General features: G+C 72.5%; 18 protein-coding genes. 7 read left to right on the top strand and 11 right to left on the bottom strand.

What is annotated here, in order from left to right; translation table 11 throughout:
- Positions 1–2: 2 nt before the first annotated feature.
- Positions 3–1,133 (bottom strand): ABC transporter ATP-binding protein, encoded by a 1,131-nt coding sequence (locus AC5WRL_RS17285; protein ID WP_496089437.1) that lies wholly within the window; start codon positions 1,131–1,133, stop codon positions 3–5.
- Positions 1,134–1,173: 40 nt separating this feature from the next.
- On the opposite strand from AC5WRL_RS17285, the gene AC5WRL_RS17280 reads away from it, so the two are divergent.
- The 4 genes from AC5WRL_RS17280 (at position 1,174) to AC5WRL_RS17265 (ending at position 4,614) form a co-directional block, all read left to right on the top strand.
- Positions 1,174–1,884 (top strand): ABC transporter permease, encoded by a 711-nt coding sequence (locus tag AC5WRL_RS17280; RefSeq protein ID WP_496089436.1) that lies wholly within the window; start codon positions 1,174–1,176, stop codon positions 1,882–1,884.
- The gene (locus AC5WRL_RS17275) at positions 1,881–2,666 is read left to right on the top strand and encodes an ABC transporter permease (protein ID WP_496089435.1); all 786 of its coding nucleotides are present in this window, start codon (positions 1,881–1,883) and stop codon (positions 2,664–2,666) included. The genes AC5WRL_RS17280 and AC5WRL_RS17275 overlap by 4 nt, the downstream gene beginning before the upstream one ends.
- An 89-nt stretch (positions 2,667–2,755) precedes the next feature.
- Positions 2,756–3,745 (top strand): ABC transporter substrate-binding protein, encoded by a 990-nt coding sequence (locus tag AC5WRL_RS17270; RefSeq protein ID WP_496089434.1) that lies wholly within the window; start codon positions 2,756–2,758, stop codon positions 3,743–3,745.
- Positions 3,746–3,840: 95 nt separating this feature from the next.
- The gene (locus AC5WRL_RS17265) at positions 3,841–4,614 is read left to right on the top strand and encodes a hypothetical protein (RefSeq protein WP_496089433.1); all 774 of its coding nucleotides are present in this window, start codon (positions 3,841–3,843) and stop codon (positions 4,612–4,614) included.
- Between the two features lie 179 nt (positions 4,615–4,793).
- Here the strand turns inward: AC5WRL_RS17265 and folE are convergent, their stop codons facing one another.
- The 6 genes from folE to dacB form a co-directional block, all read right to left on the bottom strand.
- The gene (gene folE, locus AC5WRL_RS17260; protein ID WP_496089432.1) at positions 4,794–5,396 is read right to left on the bottom strand and encodes a GTP cyclohydrolase I FolE; all 603 of its coding nucleotides are present in this window, start codon (positions 5,394–5,396) and stop codon (positions 4,794–4,796) included.
- A gap of 114 nt (positions 5,397–5,510) precedes the next feature.
- Positions 5,511–7,550: an ATP-dependent zinc metalloprotease FtsH gene (gene ftsH, locus AC5WRL_RS17255; RefSeq protein ID WP_496089502.1), complete on the bottom strand. Its 2,040-nt coding sequence runs from the start codon at positions 7,548–7,550 to the stop codon at positions 5,511–5,513.
- 222 nt (positions 7,551–7,772) lie between these two features.
- Positions 7,773–8,312, bottom strand: coding sequence for a hypoxanthine phosphoribosyltransferase (gene hpt / locus AC5WRL_RS17250; protein WP_496089501.1), 540 nt, complete (start codon positions 8,310–8,312; stop codon positions 7,773–7,775).
- A 43-nt stretch (positions 8,313–8,355) separates the two neighbouring features.
- Complete coding sequence (gene tilS / locus AC5WRL_RS17245; RefSeq protein ID WP_496089431.1) at positions 8,356–9,405, bottom strand: tRNA lysidine(34) synthetase TilS; 1,050 nt, start codon at positions 9,403–9,405, stop codon at positions 8,356–8,358.
- A gap of 186 nt (positions 9,406–9,591) precedes the next feature.
- Positions 9,592–10,707 (bottom strand): zinc-dependent metalloprotease, encoded by a 1,116-nt coding sequence (locus tag AC5WRL_RS17240; protein ID WP_496089430.1) that lies wholly within the window; start codon positions 10,705–10,707, stop codon positions 9,592–9,594.
- A 136-nt stretch (positions 10,708–10,843) separates the two neighbouring features.
- On the bottom strand, positions 10,844–12,256 hold the full coding sequence (gene dacB / locus AC5WRL_RS17235) for a D-alanyl-D-alanine carboxypeptidase/D-alanyl-D-alanine endopeptidase (RefSeq protein ID WP_496089429.1): 1,413 nt from the start codon (positions 12,254–12,256) through the stop codon (positions 10,844–10,846).
- Between the two features lie 109 nt (positions 12,257–12,365).
- Here dacB and AC5WRL_RS17230 point away from each other — a divergent pair, with 109 nt between their 5' ends.
- Entirely contained in the window at positions 12,366–12,860 is a 495-nt protein-coding gene (locus tag AC5WRL_RS17230; protein WP_496089428.1) for an inorganic diphosphatase, read from the top strand.
- A gap of 64 nt (positions 12,861–12,924) precedes the next feature.
- Here the strand turns inward: AC5WRL_RS17230 and AC5WRL_RS17225 are convergent, their stop codons facing one another.
- On the bottom strand, positions 12,925–14,718 hold the full coding sequence (locus tag AC5WRL_RS17225; RefSeq protein WP_496089427.1) for a threonine/serine exporter family protein: 1,794 nt from the start codon (positions 14,716–14,718) through the stop codon (positions 12,925–12,927).
- 150 nt (positions 14,719–14,868) lie between these two features.
- Here AC5WRL_RS17225 and AC5WRL_RS17220 point away from each other — a divergent pair, with 150 nt between their 5' ends.
- Positions 14,869–15,858 carry a DUF368 domain-containing protein gene (locus AC5WRL_RS17220; RefSeq protein WP_496089426.1) on the top strand — a complete coding sequence of 330 codons (990 nt, stop codon included), beginning with the start codon at positions 14,869–14,871 and terminating at the stop codon, positions 15,856–15,858.
- A gap of 311 nt (positions 15,859–16,169) precedes the next feature.
- Here the strand turns inward: AC5WRL_RS17220 and AC5WRL_RS17215 are convergent, their stop codons facing one another.
- On the bottom strand, positions 16,170–16,937 hold the full coding sequence (locus tag AC5WRL_RS17215; protein WP_496089425.1) for a MerR family transcriptional regulator: 768 nt from the start codon (positions 16,935–16,937) through the stop codon (positions 16,170–16,172).
- Positions 16,938–17,175: 238 nt separating this feature from the next.
- On the opposite strand from AC5WRL_RS17215, the gene AC5WRL_RS17210 reads away from it, so the two are divergent.
- Positions 17,176–18,120 carry a phosphotransferase enzyme family protein gene (locus AC5WRL_RS17210; RefSeq protein ID WP_496089500.1) on the top strand — a complete coding sequence of 315 codons (945 nt, stop codon included), beginning with the start codon at positions 17,176–17,178 and terminating at the stop codon, positions 18,118–18,120.
- Here the strand turns inward: AC5WRL_RS17210 and AC5WRL_RS17205 are convergent.
- Together AC5WRL_RS17205 and AC5WRL_RS17200 are read right to left on the bottom strand one after the other, a co-directional pair.
- Positions 18,108–18,521, bottom strand: a complete 414-nt coding sequence (locus AC5WRL_RS17205) for a hypothetical protein (protein WP_496089424.1) — start codon at positions 18,519–18,521, stop codon at positions 18,108–18,110. The two genes, AC5WRL_RS17210 and AC5WRL_RS17205, sit on opposite strands and share 13 nt — an antisense overlap.
- An 11-nt stretch (positions 18,522–18,532) precedes the next feature.
- Positions 18,533–19,402, bottom strand: coding sequence for a phosphatidylinositol-specific phospholipase C/glycerophosphodiester phosphodiesterase family protein (locus AC5WRL_RS17200; protein WP_496089423.1), 870 nt, complete (start codon positions 19,400–19,402; stop codon positions 18,533–18,535).
- Between the last annotated feature and the right edge of the window lie 48 nt (positions 19,403–19,450).

Here is a 19,450-nt window from a genome sequence, read left to right as displayed (position 1 = left end):
CATCAGGCCGCGGCGGCGGTCTCCGCGACCGAGCGGCGCAGCGCCGCGTGCAGGCTCGCCGGGGTCAACACCCCGAGGAAGCGGTCCCCGTCCAGCACGGCGATCCACCCCGCGTCGTACTGGAGCATGGTGGCGAACGCCTGCTTGAGCGAGGCGCCCACCGGCAGCCACGCCTCCATCCGCCGGGCATGATCGGCCACCGTGCCCTCCGGGTCGGGCCCGGCTCCGGTCTCCGCCGGTATCGGCACCCAGCCGTGCAGCCCGTCCGCCTCGTCCAGCACCACCGCCCAGCGCGCGCCGTCCGCCCGCATCCGGCGGCAGGCCAGCGCCATCGGGTCGGTCAGATGGACCACCGGCGGCTGCTCCAGATCCGCGCTCTCCACCGGCGTCACCGACAGCCGCTTGAGCCCGCGGTCGCTGCCCACGAAGGACGCCACATAGTCATTGGCGGGCGCGCCGAGCACGGTCGCCGGGGTGTCGAACTGCTCGACCCGGCCCTGCCCGAACACCGCGATCCGGTCGCCGAGCCGGACCGCCTCCTCGATGTCGTGGGTGACGAACAGCACCGTCTTGCGCACCTCGGCCTGGAGCCGCAGGAACTCACTCTGGAGCCGCTCGCGCACCACCGGGTCCACCGCCCCGAACGGCTCGTCCATCAGCAGCACCGGCGGGTCGGCGGCCAGCGCCCGCGCCACCCCGACCCGCTGCCGCTGACCACCCGACAACTGGTCGGGGTAGCGGCCCCCGTACACCGCGGGGTCCAGCCCCACCAGCTCCAGCAGTTCGGCGGCCCGCCGGCGCGCCGCCGCCCGGCGCTCGCCCAGCAGTACGGGCACGGTCGCGGTGTTGTCGAGCACCGTCCGGTGCGGGAAGAGGCCGACCTGCTGGATGACGTAACCGATCCGGCGCCGCAGCCGTACCGGGTCGTGGCCGGCGATGTCCTCGCCGGCCAGCAGCACCCGCCCCGAGGTGGGTGTTTCCAGCCGGTTGACCATCTTCATGGTGGTGGTCTTGCCGCACCCCGATGGCCCGACGAGGGTCACCAGTTCGCCCTCCGCCACCTCCAGACACAGCTCGTCCACCGCCAGGGTGCCGTCGGGGTAGCGCTTGGTGACGTGGTCGAAAAGCAGCATGTTCACAAGTCTGTCAGGTTTACCGCCTAGGGTCGTGGACATGAGTGCGAATAGTTGCCTGGTGGCGAACGACTGGATCTGCGGGGAGTACGTACGCACCCGCAGCCAGGAGCTGACCGACGCCACCGTGCAACACCTCGTCATCACGGCCTCCGCGATCGCCATCGCCATCGTGGTCGCCTTCCCGCTCGCCCTGCTGGCCCGCCGCTGGCGGCTGGCCGCCGGCTCACTCCTGGGGCTGACCACCGTCCTCTACACCGTCCCCTCCCTCGCCATGTACGCGCTGCTGCTGCCCTTCTTCGGGCTCTCCATGTCGGTGGTGGTGTGCGGCCTGGTGCTGTACTCCCTCACCGTCCTGGTGCGCAACATGCTCACCGGGCTGCGCTCGGTGCCCACCGAGGTACGGGACGCGGCGCTCGGCATGGGCTACGGGCGCGGCCGGCTGCTCCTCACCGTCGAACTGCCGCTCGCCCTGCCCGCCGTCATGGCCGGCATAAGGATCGCCACCGTCTCCGCCGTCTCCCTCACCACGGTGGGCGCCATCGTCGGCCACGGCGGCCTCGGCAACCTCATCTACAGCGGCATGCAGAGCTACTTCAAGGCGGAAGTGCTCACCGCCTCCGTGCTGTGCGTGCTGCTCGCCGTCACCGCCGATCTGCTGCTGCTCGCCGTTCAGCGGGCCCTCACCCCCTGGTCCAGGTCCAGATCCGGGCCCCGGGCCGCCGCCACCGCGAAGGGCCGCACCGCGTGAACGCCATGACCGGGGCCTGGAAGTGGCTCACCACCGCCGACCACTGGAGCGGCGACGCCGGCATCGCCGCACGGCTGGGCGAACACCTCTACCTCACCGCCGTCGCCCTGCTGGCCGCCTGCGCCATCGCACTGCCGCTCGCCATGTGGCTCGGCCACGGCGGCGGACGCCGCGTCGGCGGGGCACTGGCCATCAACATCTCCAACGCCGGCCGCGCCGTGCCCACCTTCGCCGTCCTGGTGCTGCTCACCCTCACCCCGCTCGCCAGATACGGCGAACTCCCCACCCTCATCGCCCTGGTGCTCTTCGCGGTGCCGCCGCTGCTCACCAACGCGTACGTGGGGATCGCCGGCACCGACCGCGACATCGTGCAGGCCGCCCGGGGCATGGGCATGTCGCGGTGGCAGGTGCTTGGCCGGGTGGAACTCCCGCTCGCCTTCCCCCTGCTGATGACCGGGGTACGCACCGCCGCCGTCCAGATCGTGGCCACCGCCACCCTCGCCGCGCTCCCCGGCGGCGGCGGCCTGGGCCGGATCATCACCGCCGGCTTCGCCACCTACCGCACCTCCCAGGTGGTGGCGGGCGCCGTGCTGGTGGCGCTGCTCGCGCTCACCGTGGAGGGGCTGCTGGCACTGCTCCAGCGGCTGCTCGACCCGGCCCGCCGCCGAAGCCGGCGCGGCGAGCGCGGGCCGGCCACCGACGTACCCCCGGCGCCCGTACCCGCCGGCCCGCGGCCGGCCACCGAGGCCGCCGGGGCCGCCGGGGCCCCGGCCCGCCCATAACCACAGCCACCGCCACAGCCACAGCCACAGCCATGGACCCCGACAAGAGCCGAAGAAGCCGAACCCACCACCGTCGAAGGGCAAGACACGTGACCGCGACCACCCCCCGTACCCCCCTCCGCCGACTGCTCGGCGCCACCTGCGGCAGCGCCGCCCTCGCCCTGGCACTCACCGCGTGCGGCGGCGGCGACAGCCTGGAATCGGAGGGCGGTGGCAGCGGCGACCGGGACGGCTCGCAGTCCACCGGCACCCTCACCATCGGCGGCGGCGACTTCACCGAGGGCACCATCATGGCCGAGCTCTACTCCCAGCTGCTCACCGACGCCGGCTACACCACCGAGATCATCACGGTGCAGAACCGCGAACTGTACGAGCCCGAGCTGGAGAAGGGCTCGATCGACATCGTGCCCGAATACGCCGCCACCCTCACCGAGTTCCTCAACTCCCGGGTCAACGGCGAGGACGCGCCGCTGATCGCCTCCGCCGACCCCGTCGCCACCGTCGACGCACTGCGCGAACTGGCCCAACCCCGCGGGCTGACCGTGCTGAACGCGGGCGAGGCCGTCAACCAGAACGCCTTCGCCGTCAGCAAGGACTTCGCCGCCGAACACAACCTGACCACCCTCTCCGACCTGGGCGCCACCGGCCTGCCGATCAAGCTGGCGGCCGGTGATGAATGCCCCGAACGTCCGTTCTGCCAGCCGGGACTTGAGAACACCTACGGCATCGACATCACCGGGATAGACCCCAAGGGGGTCGGCACCGTCCAGGCCAAGCAGGCCGTCAAGGACGGCACCGACCAGCTCGTCCTCGTCACCACCACCGACGCCACCCTGGACGACTTCGACCTGGTGCTGCTTGAGGACGACAAGAATCTCCAACTCGCCGACAATCTGCTGCCCGTGCTCCACTCCGGCATCGGCGACGACACCAAAATCACCGACGCCCTCAACCGGCTCACCGCCACCCTCACCACCGACGATCTGATCGAACTCAACCGCCAGGTGGACAGCGAACGCCTCAAGGCCGCTGATGTGGCCGGGAGTTACCTCCAGGAGAAGGGCCTGCTCAGCAGCTGAACCCACCCCCGGGCCGCCACAGCGGAATGTAACCACCTGAGAACGGTCCGCCCGGTGGGTCCCGACCGCCCCGGGCGTCACGGTAAGTTTCGGGCATGGCACGTGGACGTCACCGCAACGCACCACTGCACCGGGTGCTGATTCCTGCCGCACTGGGCGGCGTCGCCGCACTGAGCGCCGGCGCCGCCTGGTTCGTGGGCACCGGCATCAGCGACGGCGCGATCGTGGTGCTGCGCGCCCTGACCGCGCTCGCCGCGGTGGCCGCCGTCGGCGCGGCACTGCTGCTGCGCCGCTGGGACCTGGAGGCCGGCCGCAAGGTCGCCCGCGAACGCGCCGCCAAGGCCGGCATCAGCTGGCAGGTCGAGGAGAAACAGGCCGAGCTGGAGGAGGCCCAGGAACTGGTCTCCACCCTGGAGGCCAAGGTCCGCGCCAAGCGCATCGAGCTGGGCCGGCTCCGCTCGGAACACGCCGACCTGCTGCGCCGCTACGCCACCGCCGAGACCGAGCGGGCCAAGGCGCTGGAGGGCCGCCGGCAGCTGGCCCTGGAGGCCGCCGAACCGGCCAAGGCGCTCCCCGCGCAGGCCACCGACCACCGCACCTCGGGCGGCGCGCCCACCCAGCTGACGTATCTCCAGGCGTACGAAGCGCTCGGCAACCTCTCCCGCAACGGCGTCCGCCAGGAGAAGGCGCGCGAGCGGGAGGAACGCGCGCAGGCCGAGGCGACCACCGCCCCGCCGGCCCGCCCCCTGCCCCAGCAGCCGGCCCCGGCCGCACCGCGCACCGAGCAGCCCGCCCAGACCGCCCCAGGCGCCCCGGCCACCCCCGCCGCCTTCGACTTCTTCGGCACCCCGCGAGCCGGCAAGCACTGACCGGCCGGAAGAACCGGCCGGGGCCTACGGACGGCACGGCCACGGTCCGCGGATCGCGGATCGCGGACCGGGCCGAACGGGCCCAAGGCGGTGGGCGGAGGCAGAGGCAGAGGCAGAGCCGAACGTGCCCCCGGTCGCGACTGATGTCTCTCCCCGGAGCCCGGCCCGGCGCCCGGCCCCTACCGGGAGAGGATCAGGCTCATCGCCTCGGCACGGGTCGCCGCGTCCCGCAGCTGGCCGCGCACCGCCGAGGTGGTGGTCTTGGCGCCCGGCTTGCGTACGCCCCGCATCGTCATGCACATGTGCTCGCACTCGACCACCACGATCACCCCGCGCGGCTCCAGAATCCGCATGAGCGAGTCGGCGATCTGCGTCGTCAGCCGCTCCTGCACCTGCGGGCGGCGCGCGAAGACGTCCACCAGCCGGGCCAGCTTCGACAGGCCGGTGATCTTCCCGCTGGAGGACGGGATGTAGCCGACATGGGCCTTGCCCACGAACGGCACCAGATGGTGCTCGCACGAGGACATCACCTCGATGTCCTTCACCAGCACCATCTCGTCGTGGCCCAGATCGAACGTGGTGGTCAGCACGTCCTCCGGCTCCTGCCACAGCCCGGCGAATATCTCCCGGTACGCCCGTGCCACCCGCGCCGGGGTGTCCCGCAGGCCCTCCCGGTCGGGATCCTCGCCGACCGCGATCAGCAACTCACGAATGGCGTTCTCGGCGCGCTTCTCGTCGAACGTGCCGACGTGGCCCGCCCCCGCCGTCACCGGGTCGGTCATGTGCTCCCCGCCTTGTCCCTGTCAGCAAATGCGACTCAATGGGCCGATATGAACGGCCGCGCCCCCCAACCCTAAAGGCTGGGGGGCGCGGCCGGTATTCCGTGGTGACCAGGTTCACTCGGCGGTGGGCCGGTCTCCCGGGTCGGTGCTGATGATCTTCTCCAGCGAGGGGCTGCCGCCCTCGCCGTTGCCCTGACCGCCGCCATTGCTGCCGTTGGCCAGCTGCACGTTCTTCACCGGAACGGACACCGGCGGCCGGGTCGAGGGGGTACGCCGGGCGGAGCCGGTCCACGCCGGGCGGGCCGGGCGCTTGATGACCGGGCGGAAGATCTCCGCCAGCTCCTCCTTGTTCAGCGTCTCCTTCTCCAGCAGCTCCAGCACGAGGTTGTCGAGCACGTCCCGGTTCTCCACCAGGATCTCCCACGCCTCGTTGTGCGCGGTCTCGATCAGCTTCTTGACCTCCTCGTCCACCAGCCCGGCGACCTCCTCGGAGTAGTCGCGCTGGTGGGACATCTCCTTGCCCAGGAAGGGCTCGGACTGGTCGGAGCCGAACTTGATCGCACCGAGCCGCTCGGTCATCCCGTACTGGGTGACCATCGAGCGTGCCGTCCCCGTCGCCTTCTCGATGTCATCGCCGGCGCCGGTGGTCGGGTCGTGGAAGACCAGCTCCTCCGCCGCGCGGCCACCCATCATGTAGGCGAGCCGGTCCAGCATCTCGTTACGGGTGGTGGAGTACTTGTCCTCCTCCGGCAGCACCATGGTGTAGCCCAGCGCCCGGCCCCGGGACAGGATCGTCACCTTGTGCACCGGGTCGCTGTTCGGAGAGGCCGCCGCGACCAGGGCGTGCCCGCCCTCGTGGTACGCGGTGATCATCTTCTCCTTGTCGCTCATGATCCGGGTGCGCTTCTGCGGACCGGCCACGACGCGGTCGATCGCCTCGTCCAGGAAGGAGTTGTCGATCAGCTTGGCGTTGCCACGGGCGGCCAGCAGCGCCGCCTCGTTGAGGACGTTGTTGAGGTCGGCACCGGTGAAGCCGGGGGTACGGCGGGCCACCGCGCCCAGATCGACGTCCGGGGCGACCGGCTTGCCCTTCTGGTGCACCTTGAGGATTTCGAGCCGGCCCTGCATGTCGGGGCGGTCCACCGCGATCTGCCGGTCGAACCGGCCGGGCCGCAGCAGCGCCGGGTCCAGGATGTCGGGGCGGTTGGTGGCGGCGATCAGGATGACCCCGCCCTTGACGTCGAAGCCGTCCATCTCGACCAGCAGCTGGTTGAGGGTCTGCTCGCGCTCGTCGTGCCCGCCGCCCATGCCGGCGCCCCGGTGCCGGCCGACCGCGTCGATCTCGTCGACGAAGACGATCGCCGGGGCGTTGGCCTTGGCCTGCTCGAACAGGTCACGGACCCGGGAGGCGCCGACACCCACGAACATCTCGACGAAGTCGGAGCCGGAGATGGAGTAGAACGGCACCCCGGCCTCGCCGGCCACGGCGCGCGCCAGCAGCGTCTTGCCGGTGCCGGGCGGGCCGTACAGCAGGACGCCCTTGGGGATCTTGGCGCCGACGGCCTGGAACTTGCCGGGCTCCTGGAGGAACTCCTTGATCTCGTGCAGTTCCTCGACGGCCTCGTCCGAGCCGGCCACGTCCGCGAAGGTGGTCTTCGGGGTGTCCTTGCTGATCAGCTTGGCCTTGGACTTCCCGAACTGCATCACCCGGGAGCCGCCGCCCTGCATCTGGTTCATCAGGAACAGGAAGACCACGATGATCAGCAGGAACGGCAGGATGGACAGCAGCATCCCGACGAACGGGTTCTGCGACTTCGGCGAGACGGTGTAGCCGCCCTCCAGGTCACCCGCGGCGAGCTTGTCCTGGAGCGTGCCGGCCAGGTTCTCGCCCTGGCCGTCGATGTAGTTGGCCTGGACCTTGGTCTTGCCCTCGATCTCCTGGCCGGGCTTCAGCTCGATCTTGATGGTCTGCTCGTCGCCGGTGGTGAGCTCGGCGGACTGGACGTGGTTCTGGGCGATCGCCTGGACGACCTTGCCCGTGTCCACCTTCTTGTAGCCCTCGGACGAGGTGAACACCTGCATCAGCAGTACCACGGCAAGGACGGCCAGTACGATCCACATCACTGGCCCACGGAAATAGCGCTTCACGTCTATTCACACGGGGCGGTGTGGCCCCGTCCCTCCTGCCATGTAGAGGCACAGCCCCCGGCTGGGATCCGCTGTGCGCGGCGGTGTTCTGCGTCCTGTCTCAACCGCGACCGTACCCCAAAGCGGCCCTCCGGCGGCGCCGGGGACGGTGGGATATGACCGCTTGTCCGTCCCCACGACAACGCGGGGCGGTCCCGATGCGTTCCGCGGGGGTCGGTCAGCCCTCGATCAGCCCTGGTAGACGTGCGGCGCGAGCGTGCCGACAAAGGGGAGATTCCGGTACTTCTCGGCGTAGTCCAGGCCGTATCCCACCACGAATTCATTGGGGATGTCGAAGCCGACCCACTCCACCTCTATGTCGACCTTCGCCGCGTCGGGCTTGCGCAGCAGCGTCACCACCTTCAGCGACGCCGGCTCACGCGAACCCAGGTTCGACAGCAGCCAGGACAGGGTCAGCCCCGAGTCGATGATGTCCTCGACGATCAGGACGTCCCGGCCCTTGATGTCGGTGTCCAGATCCTTGAGGATCCGCACCACCCCGGACGACTGGGTGCCCGCGCCGTACGAGGACACCGCCATCCAGTCCATCGTGACGGGTGAGGACAGGGCCCGGGCGAGGTCGGCCATGACCATCACCGCTCCCTTGAGCACCCCGACCAGGAGCAGGTCCTTGCCCGCGTACTCCGTGTCGATCTTCGCGGCCAGCTCGGCCAGCTTCGCGTCGATCTCTTCCTTGGTGATGAGCACCGACTCCAGGTCCGCGCCCATGTCCTTCTCGTGCACCCGCGTCACTCTCTGCCGCTTGCCGCTCTCAGCGGTCCGCCCGGTCTGCTCGGTCCGCCTGCCGGAGCACCAGTCTGCCACCCTGCCTCGCGGCCTCCACCCGGCCGGGCAGATTCAGCGGTCGCTGGCCGTGCCAGTCGGTGATCAGCCGGTCGGTCTCCTCGATGTGCCGGGCGAAGAGCGAGCCGGCCGGGGCGCCCGCCGTGATGGCCGCCCGGCGCAGCACCCGGCGCCGTACGGCGGGCGGCAGCGGGACGAGATCGGCGATGGTGAGCGAGCCGTCCTCGGCGGTGGCGGAGCGTTCGGCGGTGGCGGCCCAGGTGTCGAGCGCGTCGGCGTCGTCGCGGGCGAGGGCGGCGGTACGGGCCAGCGCCTCGACGACGCCGCGGCCCAGGGCCTTCTCCAGGATGGGCAGCGCCTCGTGGCGGACCCGGGAGCGGGTGTAGGAGGGGTCGGTGTTGTGCGGGTCGTCCCACACGGGCAGCGACTGGACCAGGCACGCCTTGCGGGTGGTCTGCCGGTCCACGCCGAGGAACGGGCGGCGGTAGCGGCCGGTGTGCCCCGCGGCGCCGCCGGAGACGGCGGCCATGCCGGACAGCGAGCGGACGCCGGAGCCCCGGGCGAGGCCGAGGAGGACCGTCTCGGCCTGGTCGTCGCGGGTGTGGCCCAGGAGGACGGCGGCGGCCCGGTGGCGGTCGGCGGCGGCGTCCAGCGCCCGGTAGCGGGCGGTACGGGCGGCGGCCTCGGCGCCGCCGGAGCGGCCCACGGTCACGGTGGCGATGTCGACGGGGGCCAGGCCCAGTTCGGTGAGGCGCTCGGCGACCTCGGCGGCGCGGGCGGCGGAGCCGTCCTGGAGGCCGTGATCGACGGTGACGGCGCCGGCCCGCAGGCCGGCCCGGGGAGCCTCGAAGGCGAGCGCGGAGGCGAGGGCCATGGAGTCGGCGCCACCGGAGGCGGCGACCAGGACGAGCGGGGGATGGAGCGGGGAGGGATCGGGGTGTTCGTGTTCGTGCAGCAGATCGTTCAGCACACGGCGGACTGCCAGACGTATCGCCGCGACCGCGGGGTGGGGACCCATGTCCGAATCACTTCTTCCTGGGGAAGCTCGGGGGAGCTGAGGAGGGTGGGGGCTCGGGGAGCAATGTCACGCTGGGTGCGTAAATGGTGACAGAGGAGCCCTGTTACCTGAGCATCGCACGCCAACTATCGCCCGACGGTCCCTCGTACGAGTGATATCGATGCGTATGGCTGCCCCGGCCGCCGCTCAGCTCCCGGCCGGGCGCACCCGGGTCACCCATTTCTCCGGGTCCGCGATCTCCTCCTTGGTGGGCAGGGTGTTCGGGGAGGTCCACACCTTGTTGAAGCCCGTCATGCCCGCCCGCTCCACGACCGTCCGCACGAAGCGCTCACCCTCCTGGTACTGGCGCAGCTTGGCGTCCATGCCCAGCATCTTGCGCAGCGCCCGGTCCAGCCGCCCGGCGCCGGCCGCGCGGCGGCGGGTGAACTTCTCCCGGATCTCGGCGACGGACGGCACGATGGCGGGGCCGACGCCGTCCATGACGTAGTCGGCGTGGCCCTCAAGCAGGGACATCACGGCGGTGAGCCGGTCAAGGATCTCGCGCTGCCGCGGGGTCTGGACGAGATCGACCAGACCGCGTCCGCTGTCCGGCTCCGCCCCCTCGGGGTTCTTGCCGGTGACCGACTGGGCGGCCTGCCGGAACCGCTCCACCAGGGTGCCCGGGTCCACGTCGGACTCCTTGAGGAAGCCCTGGATCTCGCCCTCCAGGTGGTCGCGCAGCCAGGGCACGGCGGTGAACTGGGTGCGGTGCGTCTCCTCGTGCAGGCACACCCACAGCCGGAAGTCGTGCGGGTGCACGCCGAGTTCCCGTTCGACCTGGACGATGTTGGGCGCGACCAGCAGCAGCCGGCCGCCACCGGGACGGGCCGGCAGCCCGGCGGAGGGCGGCGCGAACGTCTCGTACTGGCCCAGCACCCGCGAGGACAGGAAGGACATCAGCATCCCGATCTCGACGCCGGTGACCTTGGAGCCGACGGCGGTCAGCGCGCCGCCGCCGGGGATCGCGGAGCGGCGCTCACGCATCCGCACCATCACCGGGGAGAGCAGTTCGCGGAAGCCGGCCACATTGGCCCGGGTCCAGCCGGGCCGGTCCACCACCAGCACGGGGGTGTCGGTGGCCCCGTTGTCGAGGCCGGTGAAGCCGTGCACATGCCGCTGCGCGGCCTCGGCGTGCCGGCGCAGCTCGGCGACGACGGCCCGGGCCTCGTCGCGGCTCACCTCGGGCCCCGGCCGCGTCATCCGGGCCGCCGTGGAGACCGCGAGATTCCAGTCGACCAGATCCGTACCGCCGAAACTCGTCATGCGCCCCACGGTACGGCGCCGCTCCCGCGACCGGTAGCCACCACCGCCCCCCTTCGCACCCCGGCGCACCGCTGCGGCAGGGGCGGGGCGGTGCCGGACGGCACTGGGCCGGTCGAGCGACGGGGCCCGGCCGGAGTCAGCCGCAGCGGCAGGTGGCCAGGGCGGTGGCGGCCTCGTCCAGGGTGGTCTGGGCCGCGTTGGCGTCGGTGGTCTCGTTGGCCAGGAAGGCGAAGGCCAGGACCCGGCCGTCCGGGGTGACGGCCGTGCCGGCCAGGGTGTTGACCCCGGTGAGGGTGCCGGTCTTGGCGCGGACCACGCCGGCGCCGTCCGCCGCCGTTGCCGCACCGGCGGTGTAGCGGCTGGTCAGCGTGCCGGTGAAGCCGGCCACCGGCATCCCGGTCAGCGCGGGCCGCAGCTCCGGGTGGTCCGGGTCGGCGGCGGCCGTCAGCACCCCGGTCAGCAGCTGGGCGGTGAGCAGCCCCTCGCGGTCCAGGCCGCTGCCGTCCACGATGCGCACATGGGTCATCGGCAGGCCGAGCCCGGCGAGTTCGTCGCCGATCGCCCGGCCCACGCCGTCGAAGGTGACCGGCTGGCCGGCCTTGAGGGCGGTGGCCCGGGCCAGCGCCTCCGCCAGGTCGTTGTCGCTGTACGTCAGCATCCGCTCCACCAGCACCGACATCGGGGCCGAGCGGTGCCGGGCGAGCCGTTCGGTGTCCTGGCCGGCGGCCTGCTCCGGCTCCCCGGTCACCGCCACCCCGGCCGCCCCGAGGGCGTCGGTGAACGTACGGGCGGCGTCCCCCGCCGGGTCGGTGGAGCGCAGCGTCGGGCCGTGCGTGGAGTCGTCCAGGCGGCCCTCGTTGACCTGGAGCGCGGTCAGCGGGGCGATGTTGTCGTTGACGCCGATGGGGTGCTCCGCCTCGCCGCCGTCCCACAGCGAGATGTCGTAGCCGACCCGCACCGCGTCGACGCCGCGTTCGGCCAGCGCCGCCGCGGTCTCCTGGGCGAGCGTCTGGTAGTCGGCGGCCAGTACGGTCGGGTCGCCGCCGCCCACCAGCACCACCCGGCCGGCCGCCGCGTCCCAGCCGACGGTGGTGGACAGCCGGTGGTCGGGGCCCAGCGCGCGCAGCGCCGCCACCGAGGTGACCAGCTTGACGGTGGAGGCGGGGGTGCGGGCCGCGTCCGGCCCCGAGGTGTACAGCACGGTGCCGTCCGCGATGTCCACGACCGAGACGGCCGCGCCGCCCGAGCCGAGCGCCGGGTCGCCCAGCGGGGCCAGTACACCGCTGAGATCGGCCACCCCACCGGCCCCGGACACCTTCTCCCCCAGCGGGTCCAGGACGGGCGGCGCGGACGGCAGCCCCGCGACGATCTTCTCCAGGTCGGCGACCTCGCGCTCGGCGGCGAGACCGGCCGCCGCGTGCCGCTCGGCCGTACGCTGTCCCGAGTCCCACGGCCCGGCCAGCGCGACGGTCGCCGCGGCGGCGGCGAGCCCCGCGGCGCCGGCCGCGACGACCAGCCGCCGGGTGGGTGCGCCGAGTACCACGCGCACCGCTGAAGACCACCGCACCGGCACAGCGACCAGCCCCTTTCGCGAGCACACACTTGCGTGAGGGAAACTTAACCCCTGCACCCAGCACAGATCGCTTAAGGAGCCCCCCGTGGAGTTCGACGTCACCATCGAGATTCCGAAGGGTTCTCGGAACAAGTACGAGGTCGACCACAAGACCGGTCGCATCCGCCTGGACCGGCACCTGTTCACCTCGACCGTCTACCCGGCGGACTACGGCTTCGTCGAGGGCACCCTCGGCGAGGACGGGGACCCGCTGGACGCCCTGGTGCTGCTGGACGAGCCGACGTTCCCCGGCTGTCTGATCCAGTGCCGCGCGATCGGCATGTTCCGGATGACCGACGAGGCCGGCGGCGACGACAAGCTGCTGTGCGTGCCCTCGGCCGACCCCCGGATGGAGCACCTGCGCGACATCCACCACGTCAGTGAGTTCGACCGGCTGGAGATCCAGCACTTCTTCGAGGTGTACAAGGACCTGGAGCCCGGCAAGTCCGTCGAGGGCGCCAACTGGGTGGGCCGGGTCGAGGCGGAGGCCGAGATCGAGCGTTCCTACAAGCGGCTCGCCGACCAGGGCGGCGAGCACTGAGCCACCGCGGCGGTTGGGGCCTGTCTGACACATCCCGCCTGGCCCCATTTGTCAGACAGGACCTCTAGAACCCGCGCGTCCGTTTGGCGCCCCGCCTGCCCAGCGGGGACAGCGGAGTGGTCTGGCCCGGCGTCTTGATGAAGAGCCGGGCCATTTCGCTGCCCAGATTCACCCCGATGGCGATCGCCAGCGCCAGCGACACCGCCAGCAGCAGATTCTGGATCCCGGCGTTCACCTGCCCCTGCGCGAAGCCCAGCAGCCCCAGGTAGGTGGCGGAGCCCGGCAGCAGCGGCCCGATCGCGGCGGTGACGTACGGCAGCGAGGAGGTGAACCGGTACCGCGACAGCAGCTGCCCGAACAGGCCCACCAGGCCGGCCGCCACCACCGTGGCGGCGAACGGCGAAAGACCGCCGGTGTCGCGCATGGCGCCGTAGATCAGCCAGGCGACGCCGCCGTTGAGGGTGGCGGCGAACACCGTGGCGCGCTCCTGCTGCAACAGCACACAGAACGTCAGCGACAGCAGCAGCGCGGCGCACAGCTGGATGACGGGCCGGCTGTGCCGTACCACCACCTCCGGCTGGAGACTCACCCCGGACACCTCGCCGAGGTACAGCACCGCCAGCACCCCGACCACGATGCCGACGATGAGATAGACGACTTCCAGCAGCCGGGCGGAGGCGGTGAGGTAATAGCCCGTCAGCCCGTCCTGCACGCCGGCCACCAGCGCCCGCCCGGGGATCAGCGCGAACAGACCGCCGGTGATGACGGCCGCCGCCTCGACCTTTCCGGCGGCGTTGTTGTGCCCGGCCGCCCAGCCCACCCCCATCAGCGCGGGGGCCATCGCGGCGGCCACGAACTGGTAGAACTCCGGCAGCCCGCGCCCCGACGCCAGCCAGGCCAGCCGGTCGCCGAGCATCGCCCCGATCATCGCCAGCACGAACACCCGCCAGTTGCCGCCCACCAGGGTGGAGGCCGCGCCCGCCAGCAGCCCGCTGGCGAAGGTCAGCTGCCACTTGGTGTACGGGTGCCGGTTGCGCCGGATGGTCGCCAGCCGGCCGTACGCCTCCTCCATCGTCACCGCGCCGGAGGAGATGTCGTCCACGAGCCGGAAGACCGCCGCCAGCCGGGTGTAGTCGGTGCCGCGGCGGCGCACGGTGCGGCTGAGCGTGAACGGCGGGTCGACCAGGGACGGCTGATAGCTGATCGAGATGAGCGTGAACGTGACGGTGGCGTCGCAGCGGTCCAGACCGTACGCGTGGGCCACCGCGAACATGGCGGTCTCCACGTCCTCCGCGCCCTCGCCGCCCGCCAGCAGCAGTTCCCCGATGCGGAGCGTGAGATCCAGGACCCGGGGGACGGCCGGCTGCTCGCCGCTCTCCTCGTCGGCGCGGGCCGGCGGCAGTTCGGGGGTGATGCGTTCGGTGGTGGGGGCGGCGCGCACGATGGACCGCATCCGGTCCTGCCACAGGATCCCGGGGGCGGCGCGGCGCAGGGTCACCGGCAGTTGCGCCGTACCGGTGGTGGGGGCGGGGCCGCCCGGGGTACGGAACTCGCTGCGCTCCTCGGCGGGCGCGCTGGTGGTGAGCCCCTCGGGGACGGCGAAGCCGGAGGACTCCTCCTCCTCGGGCTCGGGCGCCGGGGGGCGGGCCAGGCCCTCGGGGAGGGCGAACTCGGAGGTGGGGTGCTCGTCGGCGTCCGCCGGCGGCTGCGGGAGGGGGTGCGGGAGGCCCTCGGCGCGGATGACGGGGATCAGCTGCGGGGTGGTGAGCCGCCGGCGGTCGTCCTCGCCGCCGCTGCCGTCGCCACCCTTGCCGTTGCCGTCGTCGTCCTTGCCGAATCGTTCGTGCTCGCCGGCCACGCCGCTGCTCTCCTCGCCTCCTGGAATTGTGGGGTCAGCCCCACTGAGGGGCCCACGATGCGAAGCATAGGATGTTCCTCACCGCAACGCCTCAAGAGCGCCCCAGGGCGCCATTCCGCCCTGCCCGGCGTATACCGAGAGTGGAGATCCATGGCGAAGCCAGCCAGCAGCAGCCGTGTAGCCGATGCCTTCAAGGGATCCCTGGTCGGGGCGTCGGAGGCGCTGCCGGGGATCAGCGGCGGCACGGTCGCCCTGATCGTCGGCGTTTACGAACGACTGATCGCCGGGGCAAGCCATGTGACGAGCGCGATACGCCTGGCCGTCGCCGACGTGCCGCGCGGCCAGGGACTGCGCCGGGCCGGCGCCGAGTTCCGGCAGGCCGACTGGCGGATGATCGTGCCGCTCATGATGGGCATGGTGGTCGGTCTGCTGCTGAGCAGCCGGCTGCTGGCGCCGCTGGTGACCGACCACAAGCAGTACGCGTACGCGGTGTTCTTCGGGCTGGTGCTGGCCTCGCTGTGGGTGCCGTTCAGCGGCTCGGGGCGGCGCTGGGGGCTGCGCGAGTGGCCGCTGGCGCTGCTGGGCGCGGGCGCCGCGTTCTGGCTCACGTCGCTGTCGGCGACGGTGTCCGCGGACAACATGCTCGTGGTGTTCTTCTCCGGCGCGATCGCGGTGTCCGCGCTGATCCTGCCGGGTCTTTCGGGGTCGTTCCTGCTGCTGGCGCTCGGCATGTACGAGCCGACGATCGAGGCGCTGAACGAGCGGGACTTCGGCTACCTCGGCGTCTTCATGGCGGGTCTGATCGTCGGCCTGGCCATCATCGTGAAGGTGCTGCGCTGGCTGCTGGAGAACTTCCACCGGGTGACGCTGGTCATCCTCACCGGGGTGATGGCGGGCGCGCTGCGGGCGCTGTGGCCCTGGCAGGGCGAGGACGAACACGACACCTCGCTGTACGCGCCCACCGACGGAGTCCCGCTGACCCTGGCGCTCGCGGCGGCCGGCTTCGTGGTGGTGGCGACGGTCCTGGTGATCGGCCACCGCAAGGAGCAGGCGGCAGCCGCCATCGCCGACGCCCGCCACGGCGACGACGACACCCCGCCCCCGGCCCAGCGCACCCGCCGCCGTCACGCGAAGGTCTGACCAGCCGGCTCAACCGGCCGGCCACCACCGCCGCGGGCAGCGCGGGCGGCGCGGCAGGACCCGGACCCACCATCACGCAGCGCCGGCCCGGCCGCGGCCGGGCCCACCGCCCGCTCACGGCCCAACCGGTCAAACACCGGCCCCGGCCACCGACAGGCAACAGCCCCGCACCGCGCGGGCGGCGCGGCAGGACCCGGACCCACCGTTGCTCCTCCGACCTCGGACAACCGCCAAGTGGCCCAGGCCGTAGGCCGGCCATCGCGCGGGCGGGGGCCGGCAGGCCCCCGGCCTGCCGCCCCCGGCGTGGCTGCTTACCCGCGCCCCGCGCGGTCCGCGTTGGCCGTGATGGCGTCCCGCAGATAGCGGGCCAGCCCGCTCCGTACCGCGTCCAGCGTGGCGGTGAAGCGCTCGTCCGCCACGTACAGCTCGGCCAGCGAGCGGTGCATCTCGTGGCCGCAGTCGTACGCGGTGCGGCCGATCAGCCGCCGGTGCTCCTCCGCGAGTTCCATCGCCGCCGCGCTGTCGGCGGCGACGCCCGCGTCCAGCAGCCGCGCGATCCGCTCGTGGAGCCCGTCCCACTCGTCCTTGATCCGCCGCCAGTCCTCCTTGGTGTGGCGGGCGGTGCGGCGCGCCGACTCGCGGTACGCGTCCGTGTCGCCCCAGCGCTCGCCCGCCTCCGTCTCGTACCGTGCCGGGTCCTGGTCCCCGAAGACCTCGAACCGCTCGCGCGGGGTGAGGGTGATGCCCATCGTGTGTGCCTCCATGGCGAGTTCGACGGCGGCGGCCATCGCGCGCAGTGTGCCGATCCGCGCGGTCAGCAGCTCGTGCTGGGCGCGCAGCCGCTCGCGGGGATCCGCGTCCGGATCGTCCAGCAGCGCGGCGATCTCCTCCAGCGGGAAGCCGAGCTCCCGGTAGAAGAGGATCTGCTGCAACCGGTCCAGGTCGGCGTCGCTGTACCGCCGGTGCCCGGCGAACGTGCGCTCGCTGGGCACCAGCAGCCCGATCTCGTCGTAGTGGTGCAGGGTGCGCACCGTGACGGACGCGAAGCCGGCGACCTGCCCGACCGGATAACCACTCATGACCGCTGCCTCCTGTTCTGTCACCGGATACGCTGCCGCCTCACGCCACGGGAGGTGCAAGCGGCGGTGCGGCGATCCGGTCGGGCCCGTTGACCGGTTCGGCCTCGGGGGGGAGCGGTCGTGAAGCCCGGCGGCGGGTGACGGCCCGGCGCCCGCGGCTCCGGCACCACCCACGGTACGGCCGCGGGTGGGCCGTGGCGCGTCCATGACGGCGGCGGCATGGCAGGCTGGTCCGGTGATGGAGGAGAAGGTACGGCGATGGGTGCGGGCCGACTTCGGGGTGGGGCTGGACTCCTTGGCCGAAGTGGCGGGCGGCGCGGATGAGAACGCCCGGTTGTGGCGCGGGGTTACGGCGGCGGGTGCGGCGTACGCCGTCAAGCTGAGCGGGGGCGGTTCGACCGCCGGGCTGAGGGTGGCGGGGCAGTTGGCGGAGCGGGGGGTGGCGGGCGTGCCGGGGCCGGTGCGCGCGCTGCGCGGCCCGTGGTGGAGCGTGCGCACCGGCCGCCGGCTGTCCGTCGTCCCGTGGATCGACGGGACCCCGGCGCTGGACGACCCGATGGGCGCGGGGCATTGGCGGGCGTTCGGGCGGCTGCTGGCGCGGGTGCATGCCGCGCCGGTGCCGGCCGGGATGCCGCCGGCGCAGGGCCACCGGCCGATGGCCGATGCCGTACGCGCCCTGGAGCGGATGCTGTCGCTCCCCTCCGGCGATCCGCTGGTGCGGGAGTTGGCGCGGGTGTGGCGGGGCGCGGCCGGCCGGCCGGCCGCGCTGGTGGCCCGGGCCGGCGCGCTGCGGCCCGGGCCCTCCCCCGGGGTGATCTGCCATGCCGATCCCCACCTGGGCAACCTGGTGCTGGGCGACGGCGACGAGGTGTGGCTGATCGACTGGGACGACGCGGTGTGCGCGCCGCGCGAACAGGATCTGCTGTTCGTGCTCGGCGGTGTGCTGCCCTTCGCGCAGGTGACGCGGGAACAGCAGGCATGGTTCTTCGAGGGGTACGGCCCGGTCGGCATCGATCCGGACCGCCTCGCGTACTACCGCTGTGTGCGCGCCCTGGAGGATCTGGCGGTGCCGGCGGCCCAGGTCCTGGACCTCGACGGGCTGCCGGCCGCCGAGCGTGCCGAGGCGCTGGAGATCGTCCGCCTCGTGCTGTCCCCCACCGGTCTGCCGGCTCAGGTGTCGTAGAGACCGTCCCAGGGTTCGGAGAATCCCAGCCGGTCGGGGTAGAACTCCACCCACTCACCGTCCCGTTCGTCCTCGTCCTCCACCACGAGGCCGAAGAGGTGCCCCTCGTGGCGCACGGAGAACGGGGCTATCGCGATGTGCGCGTAGCGGCGCCCCGGCAGGGCGGCCAGCCAGCCGTCGAGCCGTGCCCGCCCCGCCTCGACGGTGCCGGTGGCCTCGATCCGCGAGGACCGGTGCCGGCCGGCCGCGTCGAACAGGTGCAGGACGGCGTACCAGCGCTTCTCGTACTCGTCGAAGGTCGCGGTGATGGAGGCGAAGAACTGGCCGTGCCGGTAGTGGCCGATGGTGTCGGTGCGGTAGCCGGGCTCGTGCTGGATGGGGATGACCGCGGGGATCGTCATGCGTACCGAAGCTAGCGGCCCCCACTGACAACGTCGTTGGCGCGCAGGAAGGCGGCCAGCCCGGCCAGGTCGTCGGTGTTGAGCCAGTCGACGCCGGCCGCCAGCAGCTCGTGCCACACCGCGTCGCGGGCCGGTCCCGCCAGGTCCGGGGTGGCCCAGAACCGTACGGTCTGCCCGGCCCGGTGCGCGCGGGTGGTGATCTCGTGCAGCGTGGCGCGCTCGGCGGCCGGGATCGGGCCGGTGCCCTGCCAGCGGAACGTGCTGTTCCAGTTGCCGCTGATGAGCGGGACGAAGGAGGCGGGGGCGGCGGTGCCGAGGTCGTCGAGGCGGCCGTCGTAGAAGGTGTGCCGGGTGCGTTCGGCCTCCATGGGGACGCGGGCCGCCCGGTCCCCCGAGATGACGGCGGTGACCGCCCCGCGCCGCACCCGCCCGGCGCCGGTGACCGAGCTGAGGATGGGGTGGTACGGGCGCAGCGCCTTCGACAGCGCCCGGTAGGTGGGGTCGCCGGCGGTCTTGATGTCGATGAGGAGTTGCAGCGGCAGCCCGGGCGCGGAGCGGTACACCCAGCCGCCGCCCGCGCGGATCCGGGCGGCGAGGGGGTCGAGGTAGAGGGACTGGAGGGTACGGGCCGGGTCGAGGTCGATCTCGTCGTGCGCGACGAGGAGCTGACCGTCCACCAGCCAGATGTCGGCCTCCACGCTCGCGAAGCCGTGGTCGAGGGCGTCGAGCAGCGGGCGGGGGTGTTCGTAGTCGTTGTGGGCGTGGGCGCGGCGGGCGACCGGGGGTTCGGCGGGCGGGGCGGGGCGGGCACCGACGAGAACGGGGACGGCGAGTGCGCCGACGGTGGCGGTGAGGGCGAGTCGCCTGCTGGGATGGGCCACGATTCCTCCAGGACGCGGGGGGACACGAGGGGTCCGGCCTGGCTGAGT

Source organism: Streptomyces sp. NTD107 (assembly GCF_059510435.1).
The sequence above is the reverse complement of the archived record's forward strand: the minus strand, read 5'-3'. Positions and strand labels throughout refer to the sequence as shown.